Below are 20,063 nucleotides of genomic sequence, written 5' to 3' on the forward strand. Positions count from 1 at the left end.
TCCCTCCTTCAAAGTGATCGTGCTGTATATGCTGACTTCAAGCTTACTGCTCGACGTTTTCTTCGACCTTGCCCTGACCGTCATGCTCGACGCCCTTGCGCAGCGCGTTCCAGGCGAGCGTGGCGCACTTGATGCGCGCTGGGAACTTGCCGACGCCCGACAATGCGTCGATGTCCTCGTACTCGTCGAACTCGACCTGCTCGCCCTTCATCAGGGAAGAAAACTTGCCGGCGAGTGCCAGCGCTTCCTCCGTAGACTTGCCCTTGACCGCGTCCGTCATCATCGACGCCGAGGACATGCTGATCGAGCAGCCCTCGCCGGTGAATCGAGCGTTCTTAACAACGCCGTCTTCGATGTGCAGCTGCAGCGAGATGCGGTCGCCGCAGGTCGGGTTGTTCAGGTTGACGGTGACGGATTCGTCGTCCATCGTCCCGCGGTTGCGCGGGTTTTTATAGTGATCCATAATGACGCGGCGGTATAAATCGTCCAACTGGCTCATAACTGGAAAAACTCCTTTGTCTTGACCAGCGCGTCCACCAGCCGGTCGACGTCTTCTTCGGTGTTGTAAAGGTAGAAGCTCGCCCGCGCCGTCGCGCTCACCTTGAGCCAGCGCATAAGCGGCTGGCAGCAATGATGACCGGCACGGATGGCGATGCCCTCGGTGTCGAGCACCGTGGCGACGTCGTGCGGATGCACGTCGCCAAGATTAAACGTAACGAGCCCCGAACGGTTGCCGCTCGGCCCATAGATCGCGATGCCGTCGATCTCCGACAGGCGGCCGTATGCGTAGCGGGACAGCTCCCTGCCGTGACGGTCGATCTCGTCCAGCCCGATCGACTCCAAAAAGTCGATCGCGGCGCCGAGGCCGACCGCGCCGGCGATGATCGGGGTGCCGCCCTCGAACTTCCAGGGCAGCTCCTTCCAGGACGAGTCGTACAGCTCGACGAAGTCGATCATCTCGCCGCCGAATTCGATCGGCTCCATCTTCTCGAGCAGCGCCGTCTTGCCGTACAAGGCGCCGATCCCCGTCGGACCGCACATTTTGTGGCCGGAGAACGCATAGAAATCTACGTCCAGATCGCGTACGTCGACTTTCATATGGGGAGAGCTCTGCGCGCCGTCCACGACCATGATCGCGCCGTTCTTGTGGGCGATGGCGGCAATCTCCTTGACCGGATGGACCGTCCCCATCACGTTGGAAACATAGGCGAGCGACACGATCCTGGTACGCTCGGTAACCGTCGTCTCAACGTCCGAGAGCTTCAGGCTGCCGTCTTCTTGAAGCGGAATGAACTTGAGCGTCGCACCAGTCGCCTTGGCGGCTTGCTGCCAGGGTATCAGGTTGCTATGGTGCTCAGACTGGGTGATGACGATCTCGTCGCCCTCGCGCAGCTGCTGGCGGGCATAGCCGCCTGCCACCATGTTAAGACCGGTCGTCGTGCCGCGGTTAAAAATGATCTCGCGCGCAGAAGCGGCGTTCAGGAACCGGGCCACCTTCTCGCGGGCGCCTTCGTAGGCGTCCGTCGCGCGCGAGCCGAGCGTATGCACGCCGCGGTGGACGTTGGCATTTTCAAACTCGTAGTAATGCTTCACGGCGTCGATGACGCTGCGCGGCTTCTGCGAGGTCGCGGCGTTGTCCAGATAGACGAGCGGATGACCGTTAATCTCCTGATCCAGGATAGGGAATTCGCTTCTTAATGCGCGAGCGTCCATTTAACCCAACTTCCTCTCTAAAATGCGCTGCATCTGCTCGCGAACGCTCTCGAGCGGGATCTCGGATACGACCGGATCAAGGAACCCGTAAATGATCAGGCGCTCCGCTTCCGTCTTCGAGATGCCCCGTGACATCAAATAGTGCACCTGCTCCGGATTGACCTGGCCTACGCTCGCTGCGTGGCCGGCTTTGACGTCGTCTTCGTCGATCAGCAGAATCGGGTTCGCATCGCCGCGCGCCTTGGGGCTCAGCATAAGCACCTTTTCGGTCTGCTGGCCGTTGGCACGAGTCGCGCCCTTCTCGATCTTGGTCACGCCGTTGATGACGGCGGTGCCCTCTTCCTTCATGACGGCGCGCGTGATCATGTCGCTCTCGGTGGAGAGGCCGAAGTGCACGGCGCCCGTCGTCAGGCTCATGCGCTGCTTGCCGGTGCCGACAGTGATGATCTTGGCGTCGGACGTAGAGCCGTTGCCCTTCAGGATCGACTTGGTGTCGGACAGGATGTTGCCGTCCTGCAGCTCGCCGACGATCCACTCGATGCGCGCGTCCTGTTCCAGAATCGCACGGCGGTAGGATACGTCGATCGCGCTTGTCTCAAGGCTATGCACGGCCGCGTAGCGGACCTGGCTGCCTGCCTTGGCGAACACTTCGACGGCGCCGTTCAGCACGAAGCCTGAAGCGGCTTCGCCGATCGCCGTCGCGGCGTTCTCGACCACCGTTACGCGGCTGTTCGCTTCGGCGATGACTAGGACGTGGGGCACGAAGGTCGCTTCGGGGTCATCCGCGAACAGCAGCGCCTGAATCGGCTCTTCGATCTCGACGCCGCGCGGCACGTACAGGAACACGCCGCCGTTCCACAGCGCCGCATGCAGCGCCGCCAGCTTGTGCTCATCCGGCGTGTATGCCGTCATCAGATGTTGGCGCAGCAGCTCCTCGTGGCTGCGCGCGGCTTCTTCGAGGCTCGTCAGCACGACGCCTTTGGCCTTCAGGTCTTCGGGCAAATTCGTGAAGACCACGGAGGAGTTGTGCTGTACGATCAGCGCGCTGCCTGCTTCTGCCGGCAGCAGCTTCGCGAGTGCTTCGGGCAGCTGCGCGGCCGATTCGACCGCGGCGCCTGGACGGTCCGTACCGTATGCGTCCAGCGCCCAGCGCTGGATCGGCGTTTTTTCAGGCTTAGGCAATTCGAGCTTGGATGCCAGCTCGCCGGCGTTCTCGCGCCAGGCGACGAGCCATGCGGGTTCGTTTTTGCTACGGGCGATGCCGGCTGCGGCTTCGCGGCCAAAAGAGGCGGTAGGCGTACTCATGGTTGTATGACCTCCCTTTTCCTCTTAGGCTTGGCCGACCGTCTCGTCGACGATGCCCAGTTCTTCTTTGACCCATTCGTAACCTTCGGCTTCGAGACGCTCCGCCAGCTCCGGACCGCCGGACTTGACGATGCGGCCCTGCATCATGACATGCACGAAGTCGGGCTTGATATAGTTCAGCAAACGCTGATAGTGCGTGATGATCAGGAAGCTGCGCTCTTCCGAACGCATGGCGTTAACGCCGGCGGCGACGATCTTAAGCGCGTCGATGTCGAGACCCGAGTCGATCTCATCAAGGATGACCAGCTTCGGCTCGAGCAGCATCATTTGCAAAATCTCGTTGCGCTTCTTCTCGCCGCCGGAGAAGCCTTCGTTAAGATAACGGTGCATGAACTCGGGATTCATCTCGAGCTCCTTCATCTTCGCTTCCATCTGGCGGACGAACTTGATGAGGGAAATCTCGTTGCCCTCGCCGCGGCGCGCATTGATCGCGCTGCGCAGGAAGTCTGCGTTGGTCACGCCCGTGATCTCGCTCGGATACTGCATCGCCAGGAAGAGGCCTGCCAGCGCGCGCTCGTCCACGCCCATTTCCAACACGTCTTCGCCGTTCAGCAGAACTTGTCCATCGGTTACTTCATATTTAGGATGGCCCATGATCGAGGAAGCGAGCGTGCTCTTGCCGGTGCCGTTCGGGCCCATGATCGCGTGCACTTCGCCAGCCTTGATTGTCAGATCGAAGCCTTTCAAAATTTCTTTGCCTTCGATTTCCGACTTCAGGCCCTTGATTTCGAACAGATTGGACATTGTTTTCCCTCCAGGTTATACGGACGCCAAGTGGGGTTGACCCCTTTTTCAGCAACCTGCGGTCGCCACTTAAGATCCATTTCTTATTTATAACTATTCTAAAGTGATTCTCAGTGATTCTCAACCACCATTTTATGAAAATGTCATGAAAATTGCAAACCGGGTCGAGCCTCAAGCGAGGCCGACCCTCGTTTTAGAGGCCGCCGGAGAGTGCCAGACGGACCGCCCGCACCTCATTTTCGAACGTCTCGTCCTCTAATGCAGGACGGGCCTTGAGCGCGGATAGCGGCTCAGCAAGGTAAATCCAGGACTTGCAGCCGCCGTACCGCTCGTCGTTCGGTATCGCGACCGGCTGATCCAGCACGTATACGCGCAACAGCAAAACGTGCAGCGGCTTCGTTTTTTTCCACTTGAGCCGTTCTTCCGCATAGTTCTCCGTCCACAAGTGAAACGGATCCAGCTTGCTCAGCGTCTCGCTGTCCGTCACTTCGATGTCGCCCGCGACCTCCGCATACGAGGAGACGACCACCGTCCCCGGCTCCTTCTCAAACGCCGCGACCGTCTCCGCCACGCTCGGGCTCGCCCCCGGCTTGACCAGATGCTCGCGCTGATGCTCGTAGGACGGAAACAGGAAAAACGAAGGGCTCTCCAGCCGAAACTCCTTCGTCTCCTCCGCAATGCCGCCCTTGCGCAGCACCATGATCTGATTGCCCGCCTCCAGTGCCTTGACCGCCACCGCCCACTCTCTCAGCGCTATCGGTTGATCCATCGGCGTCACGCCTCCTGTCGAATTCTGCTTCCCTTATTATAGCATGCGGGGCGGGGAAGCCAAGGCAAGCAAGCGATCAAGCAGGCGATCAATCCAGTCATACATCGTCATTCGTCATTGGTTGGTGCGCATTGCTATGAATAATCGTCTTGTACGCAGCGATCGCGTCAAGCCGGGATTGGCGGAGATCGACGATCGCGTCCGGCGTCGGCTCGTGTATGGAGACGGCGGCGCTTAGCGAGGCGCGAGGCAGCCAGGTTCGGAGATATTCGCCCGCCGGATCGAACTTTTTGGACTGGGTTACGGGATTCATGATGCGAAAGTAAGGCGCGGCGTCGAAGCCGAGCGAAGAAGCCCATAGCCAGCCGCCTCTATTAAGCGCGTTATCGTAATCCGATAGTTTCAGCCGGAAATACCGTTCGCCGTAAATAAACGGGCAGCGCAAATTTTTCGTCAAAAACATCGCCGTGATCATACGCAGCCGATTGGGCATCCAGCCCGTCTCGTTCAGCTGCGTCATGGCCGCGTCGATGACCGGAATGCCCGTCCTCGCGTCTCGCCAGGCCGCGAAGTGGCGGTCGTCCAGGCCCGACAGATCGAACTTTTTTTCGTAATGATAGTAATCCGGGTCCATACGAGATTGATAGAGATAGAAATCGCGCCAGGCCAGCTGGCGCAGCCAGCTCTCCGACTGAATCGAGGCGAGCCCGCCGGCAGCGGCATGCAGGCGCCTGGCCGAGATCTCGCCGCGGTTCAGCGAAGCCGACAACCGGCTCGTGCCGTCCTGCGCATAGAAATCTCTCGCTTCCGCATAGTTGGACAGCGCGCCGCGCAGGAAGCCGCGCAGCCGTCGTTCCGGCTCGAACGCTTGGCCGTCCCGCGCGTCCATGACGTCTCTCAGCGACGGCGGCAATTCGCAATCCGGCAGGTCCGAAGCGGTGACCGTGACCAGATCGCCCACTCCGCTCGCATAAACGGACGTATAGCGCTGCGCGATAAAAGCGCGCCACTGCCGGTAAAAAGGCGTAAACACCTTGTACGGCGAATCGCGGCCCGTCCATTCGTGAAAATCGCGCATCGGAGCGAGCGACAGATCCGGAAGTACGGTAAAAGCGGCCCCCCGCGCCGAAGCCGCGCCCTTCAGTTCGCGGTCGCGCTTGATCGCATACGGGGTGTAGTCTTCGTGCACGACAACCTCGCGGATATCCGGCCGGGCGTCGAGCAAGCGCCCCAGCAAGGAAGCGGGCTCCCCATAAAAAACGTTGAGCTTGCGCCCAGCTTCCATATAGGCGCGTTCGAGGCGGCCAGCCGAGCGGAGAAAACCGGCGCCGCTGTGCTCCAGGTATCGCTCCCCGCGAAGAAGGAACGGATCGAGGAACAAGGCATGCATGCCGGGCTCTCCGCCGGCGGCCAAGTAGTCCAGCGCCGGCAGATCCGAGGTTCGCAAATCTTTACGGTGAATGAACAGCTTCAAATGCCGTTCTCCGCATGCGAGGCTTTGTCGTCGTCGCTCAGACTGCGCTTGTCCTGACGGCGGGCCACCTTATCCGCATAAGCCGCTTCGACGACGGCTTTTCTCACGTTCTCGACGACGTTAGTGTTGAATACGCTCGGGACGATATATTCGCTGCTGAGCTGCTCGTCCGTAACGACGGCGGCGATCGCCTTGGCTGCGGCGAGCTTCATGCCTTCTGTGATGCGAGACGCGCGGCAATCGAGCGCGCCGCGGAAGATGCCGGGGAAGCAGAGCACGTTGTTGATCTGGTTCGGGTAATCGCTGCGCCCGGTGCCGATGACGGCGGCGATTCCCTGGATGAGGTCGGGACGAATCTCGGGCTCGGGGTTCGCCATGGCGAATACGATCGGATCGGCAGCCATCGACTTGACCTGGTCTACATTCAGTACGCCGGGACCGGATACGCCGATAAAGACGTCTGCCCCCGCGATGGCCTCGGTCAAGCCGCCCGTGCGGCCCTCGGGGTTCGTATGCTGTGCGCACCATTGCCAGGCCGGGTTGGCGTACTCGCGATCGGCGGACAGGATGCCCTCGCGGTCGACGGCGACGACCGACGGCACGCCGGCCGAATGCAGCATGCGGACGATCGACATGCCGGCCGCACCGATGCCGCAGACGACGACGCGGAGCGCGTCCATGCGCTTGCCGACGCATTTGGCCGCATTCATAAGCGAGGCGATCAGAACGACGGCCGTGCCGTGCTGATCGTCGTGAAACACCGGGATATCGAGCAGCTCCTGCAAGCGTCGCTCGATCTCGAAGCACCGGGGAGACGAGATATCCTCTAGGTTGATGCCCCCAAACCCCGGCGCGAGGCTGCGCACGATCTCGACGATCGCGTCCGAATCCTGCGTGTCGAGGCAGATCGGGAAGGCGTCGACGTCCGCAAGCTCCTTGAACAGCATCGCCTTGCCCTCCATAACCGGCATCGCCGCGGCCGGGCCAATGTTGCCCAAACCGAGCACGGCGCTGCCGTCGCTGACGACGGCAACCGTATTGCGCTTGATCGTGAGGGAAAACGCGGAAGCCGGGTCTTCGTGGATGGCCATGCACACCTTCGCCACGCCCGGCGTGTAGACACGGGAAAGATCGTCGCGCGTGCGGATCTTGATGCGCGGCGTCACCTCGAGCTTGCCGCCGAGATGGATCAGCAGCGTCTGGTCGGAGATGTTGACGATCCGGACGCCATCCACGGAGCGGATCGCTGAAGCGATCGCCTCTTGGCCCGCATCGCTGCGGATCGTCAGATCGCGAATGCTCTTTTGCCCCGGCCGAATGACGTCGATCGCGACGATGTCGCCTCCGGCGGCCCCGATCGCGGTCGCGATCGCGCCGAAGACGGCCCTGTCGGTATCCATTTCGAGACGCACGATGAGATTTGAACCGTTCATCCATATCCCTCCCGGTATCTTCTTTCGGATTTACCTTAACATGCCAAGTTGATTAACATCAAACCGGCTGCGAATTCGGCTGTTCCGCCGCCGCATTTTTCCTTTATAATAGTAACCGGATCAAGACCGTCAACATTCGCCTTACAGGGTGAATTGTTCTATACTGTCTTTTAGATCGTCCGCCCGCTGCGGACAAGCCGCGTACATTATCGGAGGTGCCCTGTCATGAGCAAGTATCACCCGCTGAGCGAAGCGGAAGCCGTCGAGATCGCCCGCTCGATCGTCGAAGTATTTCCTACAGGAGAAGAGCTCGTCTCCCGCGAGATCGGGGACGGCAACCTGAATCTCGTCTTCCATATTACGCAGCCGGCGACCGGACGCAGCATCATCGTCAAGCAAGCGCTCCCTTACGTCAAAATTATCGGCGATTCCTGGCCGCTTAGTCTCGACCGCGCTCGAATCGAGGGCGAAGCGCTGATCAAGCAGGGCGAGCTCGCCCCCGGCCTCGTGCCGGTCGTGTTCCGCTCCGACGCCGATATGGCGCTCACAATCATGGAGGACCTGAGCGATCATGTTATTATGCGCAAAGGCTTGATCGAAGGCGGCGTTTATCCCGATTTTGCCGAGCACCTCGCAGAGTTCTTGTCGCGCACCCTATTCTTCACCTCGGATCTCGGCATGAACCAGCAGGACAAGAAGGTGCAGCTCGGCCGTTTCATCAATCCCGATCTGTGCAAGATTACGGAAGACTTCGTGCTTAGCTTCCCTTATTACGACGCGGAATCCAATAACATCGAGCCATATCTTCGCGACGCCGCCGAGGCCGTCTGGGGAGACCAAGAGCTGCTGCTCGAGGCTGCCAAGCTGCGCGAAAAGTTCCTGACCCAAGCGCAAGCGCTGCTTCACGGGGACCTGCACACGGGCAGTATCTTCGTCACGCCGACTTCGACCAAGGTCATTGATCCGGAATTCGCCTATTACGGTCCTATGGGCTTCGATATCGGCGCAACGGTCGCGAACCTGCTGTTGAACTTTGCCGGGCAAGAGCACTGGAGTCCTGACGAAGCCGGCCGCCGAGACCGCAGAGCTTATCTGACCAAGACGATTACGGATCTGTGGACCCGGTTCGAAAACAAATTCCGTGCGCTGTGGGACGAGCACGGGATCGACAAGCGGCTTAGCGTCCCCGGCTACCAGGACGATTATATGAAACGACTGCTGCAGGATACGATCGGCTTCGCAGGCGCCAAGGCGCTCAGACGCATCTACGGGCTCGCGCAAGTCGCCGATATCGCGACGATCCCCGACCAAGAAGCGCGCGAACGGGCGCAGCGTCTTGCGATCGAGATCGCCCGCCGCTTGATCGTGTCCAACCGCAGCGCAACGTCGATCGAGGATCTCGTTGGGATTGCGGAGACGGCTGCCGGCTACCGTAACTGACCATACGATTAACTAGAGCATAAGGAGAATTCACGATGAGCGACATTCAACAATCGGGCGCCCCGATTAAAGGCGTGCTGGAGCCGATCCGGTGGAACGAAGGCACGCTGGAGCTGCTCGATCAGCGGCTGCTGCCCGAACAAACGGTATATTTGAACCTGTCGACCGTACAGGAAGTATGGGATGCCATTCGCAATCTGGCCGTCCGTGGCGCGCCTGCGATCGGCATCTCTGCCGCGTTCGGCGTCGTGCTCGGCGTTCAGCACTTTCCGGGTCCCGTGACTGCGATGGCCGACGAGGCGCTTCGCCACGCCGCCCACCTCGCAACGTCCAGGCCGACGGCCGTGAACCTGTTCTGGGCGCTCGACCGGATGAAGGAGCGCGCGAAGACGCTGGCTGCCTCCGGCGCCACGACCCGCGAAGCCGTAGAGGCGCTGCTCGCCGAAGCGAAGCAGATTCAAGCGGAGGACATCGAGACCAACCGTCGCATCGGCGAGCACGCGCTCACGCTGTTCGAGGACGGCATGGGCGTGCTCACTCACTGCAATGCCGGAGGGCTTGCCACCTCCAAGTACGGCACGGCGCTTGCTCCTTTCTACCTTGCGCTGGAGCAAGGCATCGCGCTTAAGGTGTACGCGGACGAGACGAGGCCGGTGCTGCAAGGCGCGCGCCTCACCGCATTCGAGCTGCAGCAGGCAGGCGTCGACGTGACGCTAATCACGGATAACATGGCTGCTCACGTCATGTCCAAAGGCTGGGTACAAGCCGTCATCGTCGGCACCGACCGGGTCGCGGCGAACGGCGACGTAGCGAACAAAATCGGTACCTACGGCGTTGCCGTGCTCGCCAAGGCGCACAGCATTCCTTTTTACGTAGCTTGTCCGATGTCCACGATCGACCTGTCGACGCCGACCGGCGCCAGCATCCCGATCGAGGAGCGGCATGCGGACGAAGTGACCGTCGGCTTCGGCAAAAGGACGGCGCCCGAAGGCGTAAAAGTCTACAATCCCGCCTTCGATGTCACGCCAAGCGAGCTCGTAACAGCTATTATCACCGAGAAAGGCATCGTCACTGCGCCATACGACGTCGGCCTTCGCAAGCTGTTCGAAGAATAAAGACAGTGGCGGCGATCAAATGCGGTTACTCTCCGAGTAACCGCATTTGCAATCGAACAGCCTATTATTGCGCGGACAACGATGCCATGCGGGCAATGGCGGCACGCCCCTGCATGCCGGGGACGATGCCTGCACGCTCGGCTTCGTGAGTAACGGATTCCAGCGGCGCGTCCAGCAGCTGATCGAGCGTCTTTACGCCGACCGCGCGGCCGGCAAGGATGCCTCTGTCTTTGAGCTTGTCGTTCAACAAAGCGACGTCAAGCGCACCGCACATAATGTAACCGTCTCCAACCGTCACAGCCAGCAGCGTCGTTTTCGGGAGCAGTACCTCGACGCCAAGAGCAGTATACCCGTCGATGACGATCGGCACCAGTTTGATCATTATCGTTCACCTCCAACGGATACGATGAGGAGCGCGGCTTTCTGATTTCAGCATATGCTCCCTTCGACCCATCAGGACATAGACTGGTACCCAAAATAATACTATGTCGAGCCTAGCATTCATGATATATTATTCCTATAAACCCTGATCCCATGGATACAGATCGTCGTTAGATAGGGGGCAACTCATGACTAAAGTTTCAGACAACAACCCAGAACGTTCCTATCTATTTTCTGTTGATATCCTGGTGAAGGCGGGCACGAACGGGGAAGCGCTCGAGAGACTGCTGAGTTCATTGAACGCGGGGGGCTATTCCGACTTTCGCATTCAGTCCGGCATCGTGCTCGGCGAAACCATTCAAAATGAATTAAAGGCAGCGAAAACCAAACACCAGGTACTTACAGACTCGCTCGATTCGCGGATTCGCGAATATATCAAAACTTCCCGTTTGATCCGGATCACAGTGAACCGGCCCAAGGGCGACAAGCTCAGCGTTCCTTGCCGGGTCGTCAACTTCGATCCGGACAACGAGCTGCTGACCGTTTACCATGTCGATGAAAAAAGCGTCTACTCCTTCCGTCTCAACGAGATCGACGACTTTGCCGATTAACGGCTTTTGCAAAACGAACGCCGCAGCCCTCAAAGGGCCGCGGCGTTGTTGTTGTCTAAGCGGGCTATGGACAAGCTGTGATCCCGGCCCAGCATCGCGCCTGCCTCTTCGGCAGGAAGCGGCGGGCTTCCGTAGTAACCTTGCATCTCGTCGCAGGCATGCTGCTGCAGGAACAGCACTTGCTCCTCGGTCTCAACGCCTTCGGCAATGACGCCGATCTGCAAATTGTGTGCCATGGCAATGATCGCGGCGACGATCGCCCTGTCGTTGGGGTCCTGATGGATATCCCTTACGAAAGAGCGGTCGATCTTCAGGCAATCGATGGGCAGCCGCTTGAGGTAACTGAAAGAGCTATAGCCCGTTCCGAAATCGTCCACGCTGATTCCCACGCCCAGGTCACTGAGCGACTCCAGAATTGCGGTGGCTCTCTCGACATCCATGGCAATACTCTCCGTGATCTCCAGCTTCAGATAGGGGGCCGCCAGTCCCGTCTCGTTCAGAATCTCGGCAATCCGCCCGACCAGGTTGGGCTGCGCGAACTGTCGGATCGACAAATTGACGGAAATCGGATAGGAAGGGAGCCCTGCGCGCTGCCAGACGCGATTCTGCCTGCATGCCTCGAAGAGCACCCAATCTCCGAGCGTCATGATCAGGCCGCTTTCCTCGGCCGCCGGGATGAAATGGGAAGGCGGAACCATCCCCCGTTCCGGATGACACCACCGGATCAGCGCTTCGAAGCCGACAAGCCGCCCGCTTCGAAGATCGTATTGAGGCTGATAGTACAGCAAGAATTGACGGTGACTCATCGCCTCCATCAGCTCGTGCTGTAGCGTCAGCTTGTTAATCGCCGTATGCTCAAAAGCCGGATCGTAGAGCAGACAGCCATTGCGTCCGTTTTCCTTGAGCCGGTGCAGGGCGGTGTCGGCCTGCTTGAGGAGCGCGTTCGCATCCGGGTATTCGGAGGTGCAGGTCGCCAGACCTACGCTGACCGTTACATGAACGGTGACGCCGCCAAGCTCGAACGGCGCCTCGAATTGCTTCATCAACCCTTCGATCCGCCGGATGGCCTGATCGTCCTGATCGAAGCCTGTGAACATGCCGACGAACTCGTCGCCCTCCACTCGAGCGATATCGGTCGAATCCGGGAACCAGCGCGTCAGCCTCTCCGCGACCTGAAGCAGCAGCATATCGCCGTAATCCCGGCCGTAGGACGCGTTGATCAGTTTGAAGCGGTCGATGTCCATATACCAGACGGCAACCCGGCTCCCCGATCGGCCTGCGGCGTGCAGCCGCTCCGTCAGCCGGTTCATGAAAAATCGGCGGTTCGGCAAGCCCGTCATATCATCGTAATAGGCCATGTACCGTATTCGCTCCATCGAGCGCTTTTGATCGCTCTGGTCCTGTGTAAATACGATGACGCCCGCTATGGCGCCATCGCGCATATAGGGACTCGTCTCGACGTGCGCTTCGATGGCCGCTCCGTCCGACCGCAGCAGCTTGACATCCGCGACGCACTTCTCTCCGCGCAGCGTGCGGGCAAAGATGGAAGCGGCTTGACCGGCCGAGTCCGCATGAATGATATCCCGGAAATGAAGACCGAACACGCGATCGGAGGAGGTGCCGAGCATGGGGAGAAGCTGCCTGCTAATATTTTCCACGACACCGTTGCTGTTAATGATCGTGAGCGAGATCGGGCTCTCCCGCAGCAGGTTGATCCAGTCGGAATCGACGGCATTGGCGATCGTACGCGATCGCTGCCGCTCTCGCCGAAGCATTGCGAGCAAGAAGGCGGCGGTTCCGAGCAGCAGCACAGCGAAGACGGCCGCCGCGAGCGCAAGCGCGCTCCAATGATCCATGATACGCCCCCTCTTTCTCTATGGAAAATCGTCCGCTTGCAGTTTGCTATAGGTATCATTATAGTGCAAACTTTCCAATCGTACAGCATTATTCCATAGAAGAAAGCGAAGCGCCAGTATAAAGAGCAGATTTTAAGGCGATTCAGGCAGCGCCTCGGCCGCCTCTGAAAGCCGCGATTGCCAGGCATGCCCAGCCTGCCAGAAAAGCGACGCCGCCGAGCGGCGTAATCGCGCCCAGCCAGTCGGTGCTGCTGAGCGACAAAATATACAGACTGCCGGAAAACAAGACGGTACCGAGCAGCAGCAGCCTCGCCGCCCAGCGCATCAGCTTAATCGCCGACGGAAGCCGGTCCGACAGCAGCGCCACCAGCAATAATCCGAGACCGTGGTACATTTGGTAGCGCACGCCGGTCTCGAACACTTCCAGGTAGTGCTCCGACAGCGTCTCCTTGAGCGAATGGGCGCCAAACGCCCCGAACGCCACCGCTAGCCCGGCGACGATCGCGCCGATGCCGACATATTTTTTGAGTAGCATCTTTTTACCTCCGTTAGGTTGAGCTGGGATGAACTTGATGTTTGCGCGAAAACGCGCTGCGATGACGGGATAGGCGGTTCTGCCGTGCATCGCGGGGACAAGCGGGTTGCATTGCATGAGATACACGGTTTTTCCGTGTATCTCGGAGTGCACGGCGCCGCATAGCGCGAGTTACACGGTTTTCCACGTATCAAGCTGGGGCGAGCTCGTACTTAGTCCTCGATCGCCAGTCGGCCCGTGGACGGATCGGCCAGCACGATTCGCCCTTCGCGCATCGTGCCGGCTTCGTCCCGCAGATGCAGCTTGGACGTGCGGCCGGTACGGATCAGCTCGGCGGCGAGCCGGTCGTCCAGCGTCATTCCGAAGCTGTCGCGCCAGACGACGAAGCCGCAGCCCGACTTGTACGCGCTGCAGCCGTAACCCTTGCGGCCCATGAAGATCGAACCGCCGCAGCCAGGACGCGGGCACTTGGCAATGACGGCAGGCCCGGCTGCACGCGGAGCCGACGATGCAGCGGGGCCTGCGGATCCGGTCGGCGCTGCCAAGCCCGCGGATGCAGCCGAGCCGGCGGGTGCAGCCGATGGGCGCGACGAGAGTCCCCCCGCCCCCGAAGCGGCCGCGCGCGACTTGGCGCCTGTCGCCGCGCCCACTCCGCCTCTAACGCCAGCCGAGCGTCCGGCTGTCGCCGCGCTCGCCCCTGCACGGCCTTCGGCGGCTTGACTACCGGCGCTCTTGGCCCGGCTGCGCGTCGTTGCGCCGCCCGCGCGCTGGCCGCCGTCGGCCTGGGCTTTGCCCCTGCCGCGGCCCCGCGCACCTCCTGCTGCCTCGGCATCGCCCGCCTCTTTGCTTTTCCCGCGGCCGCGGCCCGCCGGCGGCTCCGGCTTCGCAAACGCCGCCTTCGCCGCCGGCGGTTGAACGCGGACTTTATCGACGATGAGCCGCGTGAACTTCTGCACGTTCGCCATGAACACGTCCGCCGACGCTTGTCCGCGCGAAATCTCGTTCAGCCGCCGCTCCCATTGCCCCGTCATCTCCGGCGAGGCGAGCAGCTCGACGCCCGCTCCCCGGATCAGCTGGATCGCCGACCTCCCCTTTGGCGTGATAACGATGCGCTTGCCCTGCATGTCCACGTAGCCGACCTGCTTGAGCCGCTCGATCGTCGCCGCGCGCGTCGCGGGCGTACCAAGGCCCGAATCCTTCATCGCGTCGCGCAGCTCCTCGTCCTCGATCTGCTTGCCGGCGCTCTCCATCGCCTTCAGCAGCGTCCCCTCGGTGTACGGCTTCGGCGGCTGCGTCTCCTTCTCCTTGGCATCGGATTCGACGCACTGCACCGGCGATTCCGCCTGAAGCGAGAATTCACCGCTGGTCTCCACTTCTTCGCCGCGTTCGGACTCCGCATCGTCGTCCTTGCCGGCCGAAGGCGCATCCGCTTTGCCCTTCTTCGCGCTGCCGGCCGCCGCTCCCCCGCCCGCGTCCTCGTAGACGACCTTCCAGCCTTTGGCCATCAGCTGTTTGACCGTCGTCTTGAACGTCTCGCCAGCCACCTCGGTGAGCACCGCATGCATCTTGAACTCCGCCGGCGGGTAAAAGTGCGAGACGAACCGGCGCACGATCATGTCGTACAGCTTGCGCTCGTCCGGCGTTAACGCCCCCGCCTTCTTGGCGGTCGGCATGATCGCGTGGTGATCCTCGACCTTGGCCGGATTGCAGACGCCCTTGTTGCCGGTATGGACGAGCCGCTTGCTGCCGCCGGCCGCGATCGCCTCGTAATCCGTCCCTCGCAGCGCGTCCAGCGCTTTGTGCATCTCCGGGATATTCTCGTTGTTCACGTAGTTGGAGTTGGTCCGGGGATACGTAATGACCTTGTGCTTCTCGTACAACGACTGCGCGACGTCCAGCGTCTTTTTGGCCGAAAAGCCGAGCTTGCCGTTCGCTTCGCGCTGCAGCAGCGTCAGATCGTACAGCCGCCAAGGATACTCCTTCGTATCCTTCACCTCGTAGCTCGCGATCCGTCCCTCTTTGCCCCGCACCTTGTCCGCAATCGCCTTCGCCTTGTCGCCGTCCGAGATCCGCTCTCCCTGCCACAGCCCGCGGTATTCGGTATCGTCCTGGACGAACTGCGCCGACACCTCATAGAACTTGAGCGAGTCGAACGACTCGATCTGCACCTGACGGTCGTAGATCAGCGCAAGAACCGGCGTCTGCACCCGGCCGACGGACAGCAGCTCGTTGTGCCTGGTCGTGAAGGCGCGCGAACCGTTCATGCCGATGAGCCAGTCCGCTTCGCTCCGGGCCCTGGCCGCGCGCGTCAGATTCTCGTACTCGGCGCCTTCCTTGAGCTCCGCGAAGCCCTTGCGGATCGTCTCGGCTGTCAGGTCCGAGATCCATAATCGCTTGACCGGCTGCGACAGCCCCAGATGCCGCTGGATCAGCGAAAAAATATGCTGGCCCTCGCGCCCGGCATCGCACGCATTGACCAGCCGGTCGCAGCGCTTGGCCACCTCGCGGATCGTCTCGAGCTGGTCCTTGGTCCGCGGGTTGGGCAGCAGCTTGAACCGCTCGGGAATGATCGGCAGATCGCCGAGCCGCCACTTTTTGTATTTCTCGTCGTAAAGATCCGGCTCGGCGAGCCCGATCAGGTGGCCGATGGCCCACGTAATGATGTATTGTTCCCCTTCAAGATAGGAGCGTCTGTTCTGAGCCTTCGGCTCGATGACGGCGGCGATATTGCGGCCCATATCCGGCTTCTCCGCGATGACCAGCGTCTTCAACGGCGCTCTCCTCCTGTCTGGCAATGTCGATGCGCAAAACGAACCCCCGGCTGACAGAGGACCGTCGTCCGGGGGCGTGCTTCGCCGCGATCGCGCTACTATTTTAAATGATAACACGACGGCGACATTTTGCGCCACAGCGTGGCCGCTTGCGAGGAAGAACGCAGCGATCTCCAAGAAAGGAACGTATCGGATACACGCTCTGCGCGTAGGAATTAAGGAAGCCGGATCGCGCAGGTCACTACCGAACGAAACGTGTCGCGAAGCGAGTTTTCGAGGTCCGGCCGATATCCCACGAGCCTATTGCGCGCTGATCCAGCTTAAGCAACGGATAGGCGCGCGTTGTATCGATTAATGCCCCCTGATAATCGCATTTTGCCCCTTTTGCCTGCATTGCTTCGATTATGATGAGAGCGAGGATTCACGCGGAGGTGCGAGCACGCCATGTATAAAGTCATCCTCGTCGACGACGAAGCGGTCGTCCGCGACGGCTTGAAAAACACGATCGATTGGGCGAAGCACGGGTTCGAGCTCGTCGGCGACTTCGGCAACGGCCGCGAGGCGTGGGACGCGATCGACGACGCGAAGCCGGATCTCGTCATCTCGGACATCAGCATGCCGTTCATGGACGGACTCGAGCTGACCGGTCTCATCGCCGCGAACTATCCTTATATCAAGGTGCTGATCCTGACCGGCTACGACCAGTTCGAGTATGCGCAGCAGGCGATCCGTCTGAAGGTGTCCGACTTCATCCTGAAGCCGATCACGGCTGCGGAGATCCGGACGCTGCTGGACAAGATCCGCGGGGAGATGGATCGGGAGACGGAGCGCCGCGAGGATCTAACGCGCCTGCACAGTCAGCTCCATCAGAGCCTGCCGCTGCTCAAGGAACGGTTTCTGGAGCGCCTCGTCGCGCTCGGCCTCGCCAAGCCGGAGATCGAAGAACGGTTCTCCTACTTCGGCATCCCGGCGGCTTCCCCGCCCTATCTCGCGCTGGCAGCGGACATCGACGACTTCGGCGACCGGGAGACCCACTTCAGCGACGCCCACGATGCGGAGTTTCTCCGATTCGCCGCTTACAATATTTTCGAGGAAACGGTCCTGGGGCGCGAAGACGTGCTGCTATTCCGTACGCGGGAGGAAAGGATGGTCGCCGTTCTGTTCGGCCATGAGGACGAGAGCGAGCTGTACGAGCAGGCCTTCGGCATCGCCGAGGAGGTACGCCATCACGTGAACCGGTTTCTTGGATTCACGCTCACGGTCGGCATCGGCAGGCCCTGCGCTTCGGCGGAACAGCTGCCGCAGTCGTACCGCGGGGCGCTGTCCGCCCTGGACTACCGCTTTCTCATGGGGAAAAACCGCGTACTCGGCATCGCCGACCTCGAAAGCGAGCCAGCTCCGGCGCCCTCTCTTGCGGACGGCTGCAGGCGACTTGCCGCCGCCGTGCGAACCGGCTCGTCCGCCGAAGCCTGCGCGAATATCGAAAATACCGTGCGGGAGCTCAAAACTTCGCGCCTGCCGATCGAATCTTGCTTTCTTCACATGCAGAAGCTTGTCCTTTCGCTGACGGACGCCATGCAAGAGATGGGCATTCAGGGCGGCCCGGATGCGCTCCCGTTATGGCTCACCGACGTATACCGCTTCAAGACGCTCGACGAGATCGAGCGCTGGCTCAAAGAAATCGTGGGCACCCTGATGGAAGCCGCCGCGAGCAGCCGCAACCGGTACATTCTCGAGCAGATCGGCAAGGCGACAGCTTATATCGAAGCGAACTTCGCCAGCGAGAAGCTGACGCTGCAGGAGATGTGCCGGCACGTTCTGATGAGCACGAGCTACTTCAGTCAAATGTTCAAGCAGCACACCGGCGAGACGTTCGTCGAATTTTTGACCCGGGTGCGGGTGGACAAGGCCAAGGCGCTGCTGCGGAACACGCCGCTCAAGTTTTACGAGATCGCCGGACAGGTCGGATACGCCGATCCGAACTACTTCAGCCTCTTATTCAAAAAGCATACCGGCATGACGCCTCGGGACTTCCGCGACCGAGCCGCCGATGAAGGGTCCCGCTGACATGCTTCGAAAATTCAGACCGTATCTGCCGATCTTTCCGCTCAAGAGCATCCAGTCGAGCATCGCCGTCGCCTTCTCCTGCCTTCTTCTGGTGACGATCGCGGCGACGACCTTCATCAGCTACAGGCTGTCCGCCGGCGTCGTGCAGCACAATTCCGAAAACTACATCGAAGAGATCATTAAGCAGGTCAATACGAATATCCAGTCCTACGTCGACAACATGGAGAACATCTCTCTGCTCGCGATGACGAACAAGGATGTCAAGTACTATATTTCCAGCAACAGCTTCATTACCGAAGAGGAACGCAGGCCGTACGAGAAGCGCATCTCGGACTTGTTCCAGTCGATTCTGTACACCCGAAAGGATATCGCCTCCATTATGGTGTTCGGCTACAACGGACGTTACGTGAGCGATCGCCGTATCACGACGCTGAATCCGAACGCGCCTCCCCGCGAGCAGTCCTGGTATATCGGCGCGCGTCAAGGCGGGGGCAAGTCCGTCATCTCCGCGCCGCATGTGCAAAACATCATCAAGGACGAATACCGGTGGGTGGTGTCCCTTTCGCGCGAGCTGAAGAATACGGACGGGATCACCGCGGACGGCATCTTCCTCGTCGATTTGAATCTGAGCGTCGTGAGCGACCTGCTCCGGCAGATCGATATCGGTAAAAAAGGCTACGTTTTTATCGTCGACCGGGAGGGCAACATCGTCTACCATCCGCAGCAGCAGCTCATCTACAGCGGCCTGCGGACGGAGCGAATCGCGGATGTCCTGGAGGCGCCGAGCGGCACCTCATTCGCCGTTGACGATGGAAACGGCAAGCGTTTTTACTCGGTGCAGGACACGAACATCGGCTGGAAGATCGTCGGCGTCGCCTATGCGGGAGACCTGTTCGGCTACAAAAGCACGCTGCGCAACTCCCTGCTTATCTCGCTCATCGGCATTGCGGTCGCACTCCTGATCTCGGTGGCGCTCTCCCACCGGCTCTCCCGGCCGATCCGCCACCTGCAGCGGAACATGCGGCTCGTGGAAAAAGGCAATTTCGAGGTAAAGACGCCGGTACAACGAATGGACGAGATCGGGCAGCTCAGCAGAACGTTCAACATGATGGTGGGCCAGATCAAAAACTTGATGGACGAAGCCATCTCTACGCAGGAGAACAAGCGCAAGAGCGAGCTGGCCCTGCTTCAATCCCAGATCAATCCGCACTTCCTTTACAACACGCTGGATTCGATCGTCTGGATGGCCGAGCAGAAGCAGCATGAAGAGGTCGTGCTCATGACGTCCGCGCTCGCCCGCCTGTTCCGCGCGAGCATCGCCAAGGACCGGGAGCTCGTGACGATCGGCGTGGAGCAGGAGCATATCCGCAGCTACATGCTGATTCAGAAGATGCGCTACGCCGGACGGCTCGAATATCGGATCGAATTCGAGGACGGCATCCTGGAATACAAGACGCTTAAGATTCTGCTCCAACCGTTCGTGGAAAACGCCATCTACCACGGCATCCGCAACAAGCCGGAGGTAGGATTGATCGTTGTCCGCGGCAGGGAGCAGGATGACGCGATCGTCTTCGAGGTGGAGGACGACGGCGTCGGCATGAGCGAGGAGACGATCGAAAAAATATGGAATCCGGGCCTGGCCGAGGCCGGGTTCGCCAAAGGAATCGGCATCGGCAACGCGCACGAGCGCATTCGCCTGTTCTTCGGCCCCGCCTACGGGATCTCCATCCGGAGCGAGCTGTACGAAGGCACGCGCATCGCGATTAAAATACCGAAGGTGGAAAAGTAG

At 60.4% G+C, this 20,063-nt stretch carries 16 protein-coding genes; 5 read left to right on the forward strand and 11 right to left on the reverse strand.

Translation table 11 applies throughout. The features are described 5' to 3' along the window. Positions 1-43: 43 nt before the first annotated feature. The 7 genes from sufU to ACFSR7_RS11450 all read right to left on the reverse strand — a co-directional run bounded on the left by sufU (position 44) and on the right by ACFSR7_RS11450 (position 7,498). A complete protein-coding gene (gene sufU, locus ACFSR7_RS11420) occupies positions 44-499 on the reverse strand; it encodes a Fe-S cluster assembly sulfur transfer protein SufU (protein WP_378161543.1) in 456 nt (151 codons plus the stop codon). Next, complete coding sequence (locus tag ACFSR7_RS11425) at positions 496-1,713, reverse strand: cysteine desulfurase (RefSeq protein ID WP_378161545.1); 1,218 nt, start codon at positions 1,711-1,713, stop codon at positions 496-498. The genes sufU and ACFSR7_RS11425 overlap by 4 nt, the downstream gene beginning before the upstream one ends. Then, positions 1,714-3,018 (reverse strand): Fe-S cluster assembly protein SufD, encoded by a 1,305-nt coding sequence (gene sufD, locus ACFSR7_RS11430; protein WP_378161547.1) that lies wholly within the window; start codon positions 3,016-3,018, stop codon positions 1,714-1,716. 24 nt (positions 3,019-3,042) lie between these two features. After that, positions 3,043-3,822, reverse strand: coding sequence for a Fe-S cluster assembly ATPase SufC (sufC, locus tag ACFSR7_RS11435; RefSeq protein ID WP_378115971.1), 780 nt, complete (start codon positions 3,820-3,822; stop codon positions 3,043-3,045). A gap of 193 nt (positions 3,823-4,015) precedes the next feature. Continuing rightward, positions 4,016-4,591: a DUF1802 family protein gene (locus tag ACFSR7_RS11440; RefSeq protein WP_378161548.1), complete on the reverse strand. Its 576-nt coding sequence runs from the start codon at positions 4,589-4,591 to the stop codon at positions 4,016-4,018. 97 nt (positions 4,592-4,688) lie between these two features. Then, complete coding sequence (locus ACFSR7_RS11445) at positions 4,689-6,065, reverse strand: cryptochrome/photolyase family protein (RefSeq protein ID WP_378161550.1); 1,377 nt, start codon at positions 6,063-6,065, stop codon at positions 4,689-4,691. Beyond that, complete coding sequence (locus ACFSR7_RS11450) at positions 6,062-7,498, reverse strand: NAD-dependent malic enzyme (protein WP_378161552.1); 1,437 nt, start codon at positions 7,496-7,498, stop codon at positions 6,062-6,064. The genes ACFSR7_RS11445 and ACFSR7_RS11450 overlap by 4 nt, the downstream gene beginning before the upstream one ends. A gap of 225 nt (positions 7,499-7,723) precedes the next feature. Between ACFSR7_RS11450 and mtnK the strand changes: the two genes are divergently transcribed. Next, complete coding sequence (mtnK, locus tag ACFSR7_RS11455) at positions 7,724-8,938, forward strand: S-methyl-5-thioribose kinase (RefSeq protein ID WP_378161554.1); 1,215 nt, start codon at positions 7,724-7,726, stop codon at positions 8,936-8,938. Positions 8,939-8,973: 35 nt separating this feature from the next. Beyond that, entirely contained in the window at positions 8,974-10,053 is a 1,080-nt protein-coding gene (mtnA, locus tag ACFSR7_RS11460; RefSeq protein ID WP_378161556.1) for an S-methyl-5-thioribose-1-phosphate isomerase, read from the forward strand. Positions 10,054-10,117: 64 nt separating this feature from the next. Here the strand turns inward: mtnA and ACFSR7_RS11465 are convergent, their stop codons facing one another. Continuing rightward, entirely contained in the window at positions 10,118-10,435 is a 318-nt protein-coding gene (locus ACFSR7_RS11465; RefSeq protein WP_378161558.1) for a YunC family protein, read from the reverse strand. Positions 10,436-10,622: 187 nt separating this feature from the next. Here ACFSR7_RS11465 and ACFSR7_RS11470 point away from each other — a divergent pair, with 187 nt between their 5' ends. Next, a complete protein-coding gene (locus ACFSR7_RS11470; RefSeq protein WP_378161560.1) occupies positions 10,623-11,045 on the forward strand; it encodes a hypothetical protein in 423 nt (140 codons plus the stop codon). A gap of 29 nt (positions 11,046-11,074) precedes the next feature. Here the strand turns inward: ACFSR7_RS11470 and ACFSR7_RS11475 are convergent, their stop codons facing one another. From ACFSR7_RS11475 to ACFSR7_RS11485, 3 genes are all read right to left on the reverse strand, one after another. Then, the gene (locus ACFSR7_RS11475) at positions 11,075-12,901 is read right to left on the reverse strand and encodes a putative bifunctional diguanylate cyclase/phosphodiesterase (protein WP_378161562.1); all 1,827 of its coding nucleotides are present in this window, start codon (positions 12,899-12,901) and stop codon (positions 11,075-11,077) included. A 142-nt stretch (positions 12,902-13,043) separates the two neighbouring features. After that, positions 13,044-13,436, reverse strand: a complete 393-nt coding sequence (locus tag ACFSR7_RS11480; RefSeq protein WP_378161564.1) for a DUF423 domain-containing protein — start codon at positions 13,434-13,436, stop codon at positions 13,044-13,046. 212 nt (positions 13,437-13,648) lie between these two features. After that, a complete protein-coding gene (locus tag ACFSR7_RS11485) occupies positions 13,649-16,207 on the reverse strand; it encodes a DNA topoisomerase 3 (protein ID WP_378161566.1) in 2,559 nt (852 codons plus the stop codon). Positions 16,208-16,651: 444 nt separating this feature from the next. Here ACFSR7_RS11485 and ACFSR7_RS11490 point away from each other — a divergent pair, with 444 nt between their 5' ends. Next, positions 16,652-18,274 (forward strand): response regulator transcription factor, encoded by a 1,623-nt coding sequence (locus ACFSR7_RS11490; RefSeq protein ID WP_378161568.1) that lies wholly within the window; start codon positions 16,652-16,654, stop codon positions 18,272-18,274. 1 nt (position 18,275) lies between these two features. Beyond that, positions 18,276-20,063 carry a sensor histidine kinase gene (locus ACFSR7_RS11495; RefSeq protein WP_378161570.1) on the forward strand — a complete coding sequence of 596 codons (1,788 nt, stop codon included), beginning with the start codon at positions 18,276-18,278 and terminating at the stop codon, positions 20,061-20,063.

This window comes from Cohnella sp. GCM10020058 (assembly GCF_042683485.1).
Classification (GTDB): Bacteria; Bacillota; Bacilli; order Paenibacillales; family Paenibacillaceae; genus Cohnella.

What these genes read in the sequence shown, in the direction of transcription:
- sufU (WP_378161543.1), bottom strand. Translation starts at nt 499, where the DNA reads ATGAGCCAGTTGGACGATTTATACCGCCGCGTCATTATGGATCACTAT.
- ACFSR7_RS11425 (WP_378161545.1), bottom strand. Translation starts at nt 1,713, where the DNA reads ATGGACGCTCGCGCATTAAGAAGCGAATTCCCTATCCTGGATCAGGAG.
- sufD (WP_378161547.1), bottom strand. Translation starts at nt 3,018, where the DNA reads ATGAGTACGCCTACCGCCTCTTTTGGCCGCGAAGCCGCAGCCGGCATC.
- sufC (WP_378115971.1), bottom strand. Translation starts at nt 3,822, where the DNA reads ATGTCCAATCTGTTCGAAATCAAGGGCCTGAAGTCGGAAATCGAAGGC.
- ACFSR7_RS11440 (WP_378161548.1), bottom strand. Translation starts at nt 4,591, where the DNA reads ATGGATCAACCGATAGCGCTGAGAGAGTGGGCGGTGGCGGTCAAGGCA.
- ACFSR7_RS11450 (WP_378161552.1), bottom strand. Translation starts at nt 7,498, where the DNA reads ATGAACGGTTCAAATCTCATCGTGCGTCTCGAAATGGATACCGACAGG.
- mtnK (WP_378161554.1), top strand. Translation starts at nt 7,724, where the DNA reads ATGAGCAAGTATCACCCGCTGAGCGAAGCGGAAGCCGTCGAGATCGCC.
- mtnA (WP_378161556.1), top strand. Translation starts at nt 8,974, where the DNA reads ATGAGCGACATTCAACAATCGGGCGCCCCGATTAAAGGCGTGCTGGAG.
- ACFSR7_RS11465 (WP_378161558.1), bottom strand. Translation starts at nt 10,435, where the DNA reads ATGATCAAACTGGTGCCGATCGTCATCGACGGGTATACTGCTCTTGGC.
- ACFSR7_RS11470 (WP_378161560.1), top strand. Translation starts at nt 10,623, where the DNA reads ATGACTAAAGTTTCAGACAACAACCCAGAACGTTCCTATCTATTTTCT.
- ACFSR7_RS11475 (WP_378161562.1), bottom strand. Translation starts at nt 12,901, where the DNA reads ATGGATCATTGGAGCGCGCTTGCGCTCGCGGCGGCCGTCTTCGCTGTG.
- ACFSR7_RS11480 (WP_378161564.1), bottom strand. Translation starts at nt 13,436, where the DNA reads ATGCTACTCAAAAAATATGTCGGCATCGGCGCGATCGTCGCCGGGCTA.
- ACFSR7_RS11490 (WP_378161568.1), top strand. Translation starts at nt 16,652, where the DNA reads ATGTATAAAGTCATCCTCGTCGACGACGAAGCGGTCGTCCGCGACGGC.
- ACFSR7_RS11495 (WP_378161570.1), top strand. Translation starts at nt 18,276, where the DNA reads ATGCTTCGAAAATTCAGACCGTATCTGCCGATCTTTCCGCTCAAGAGC.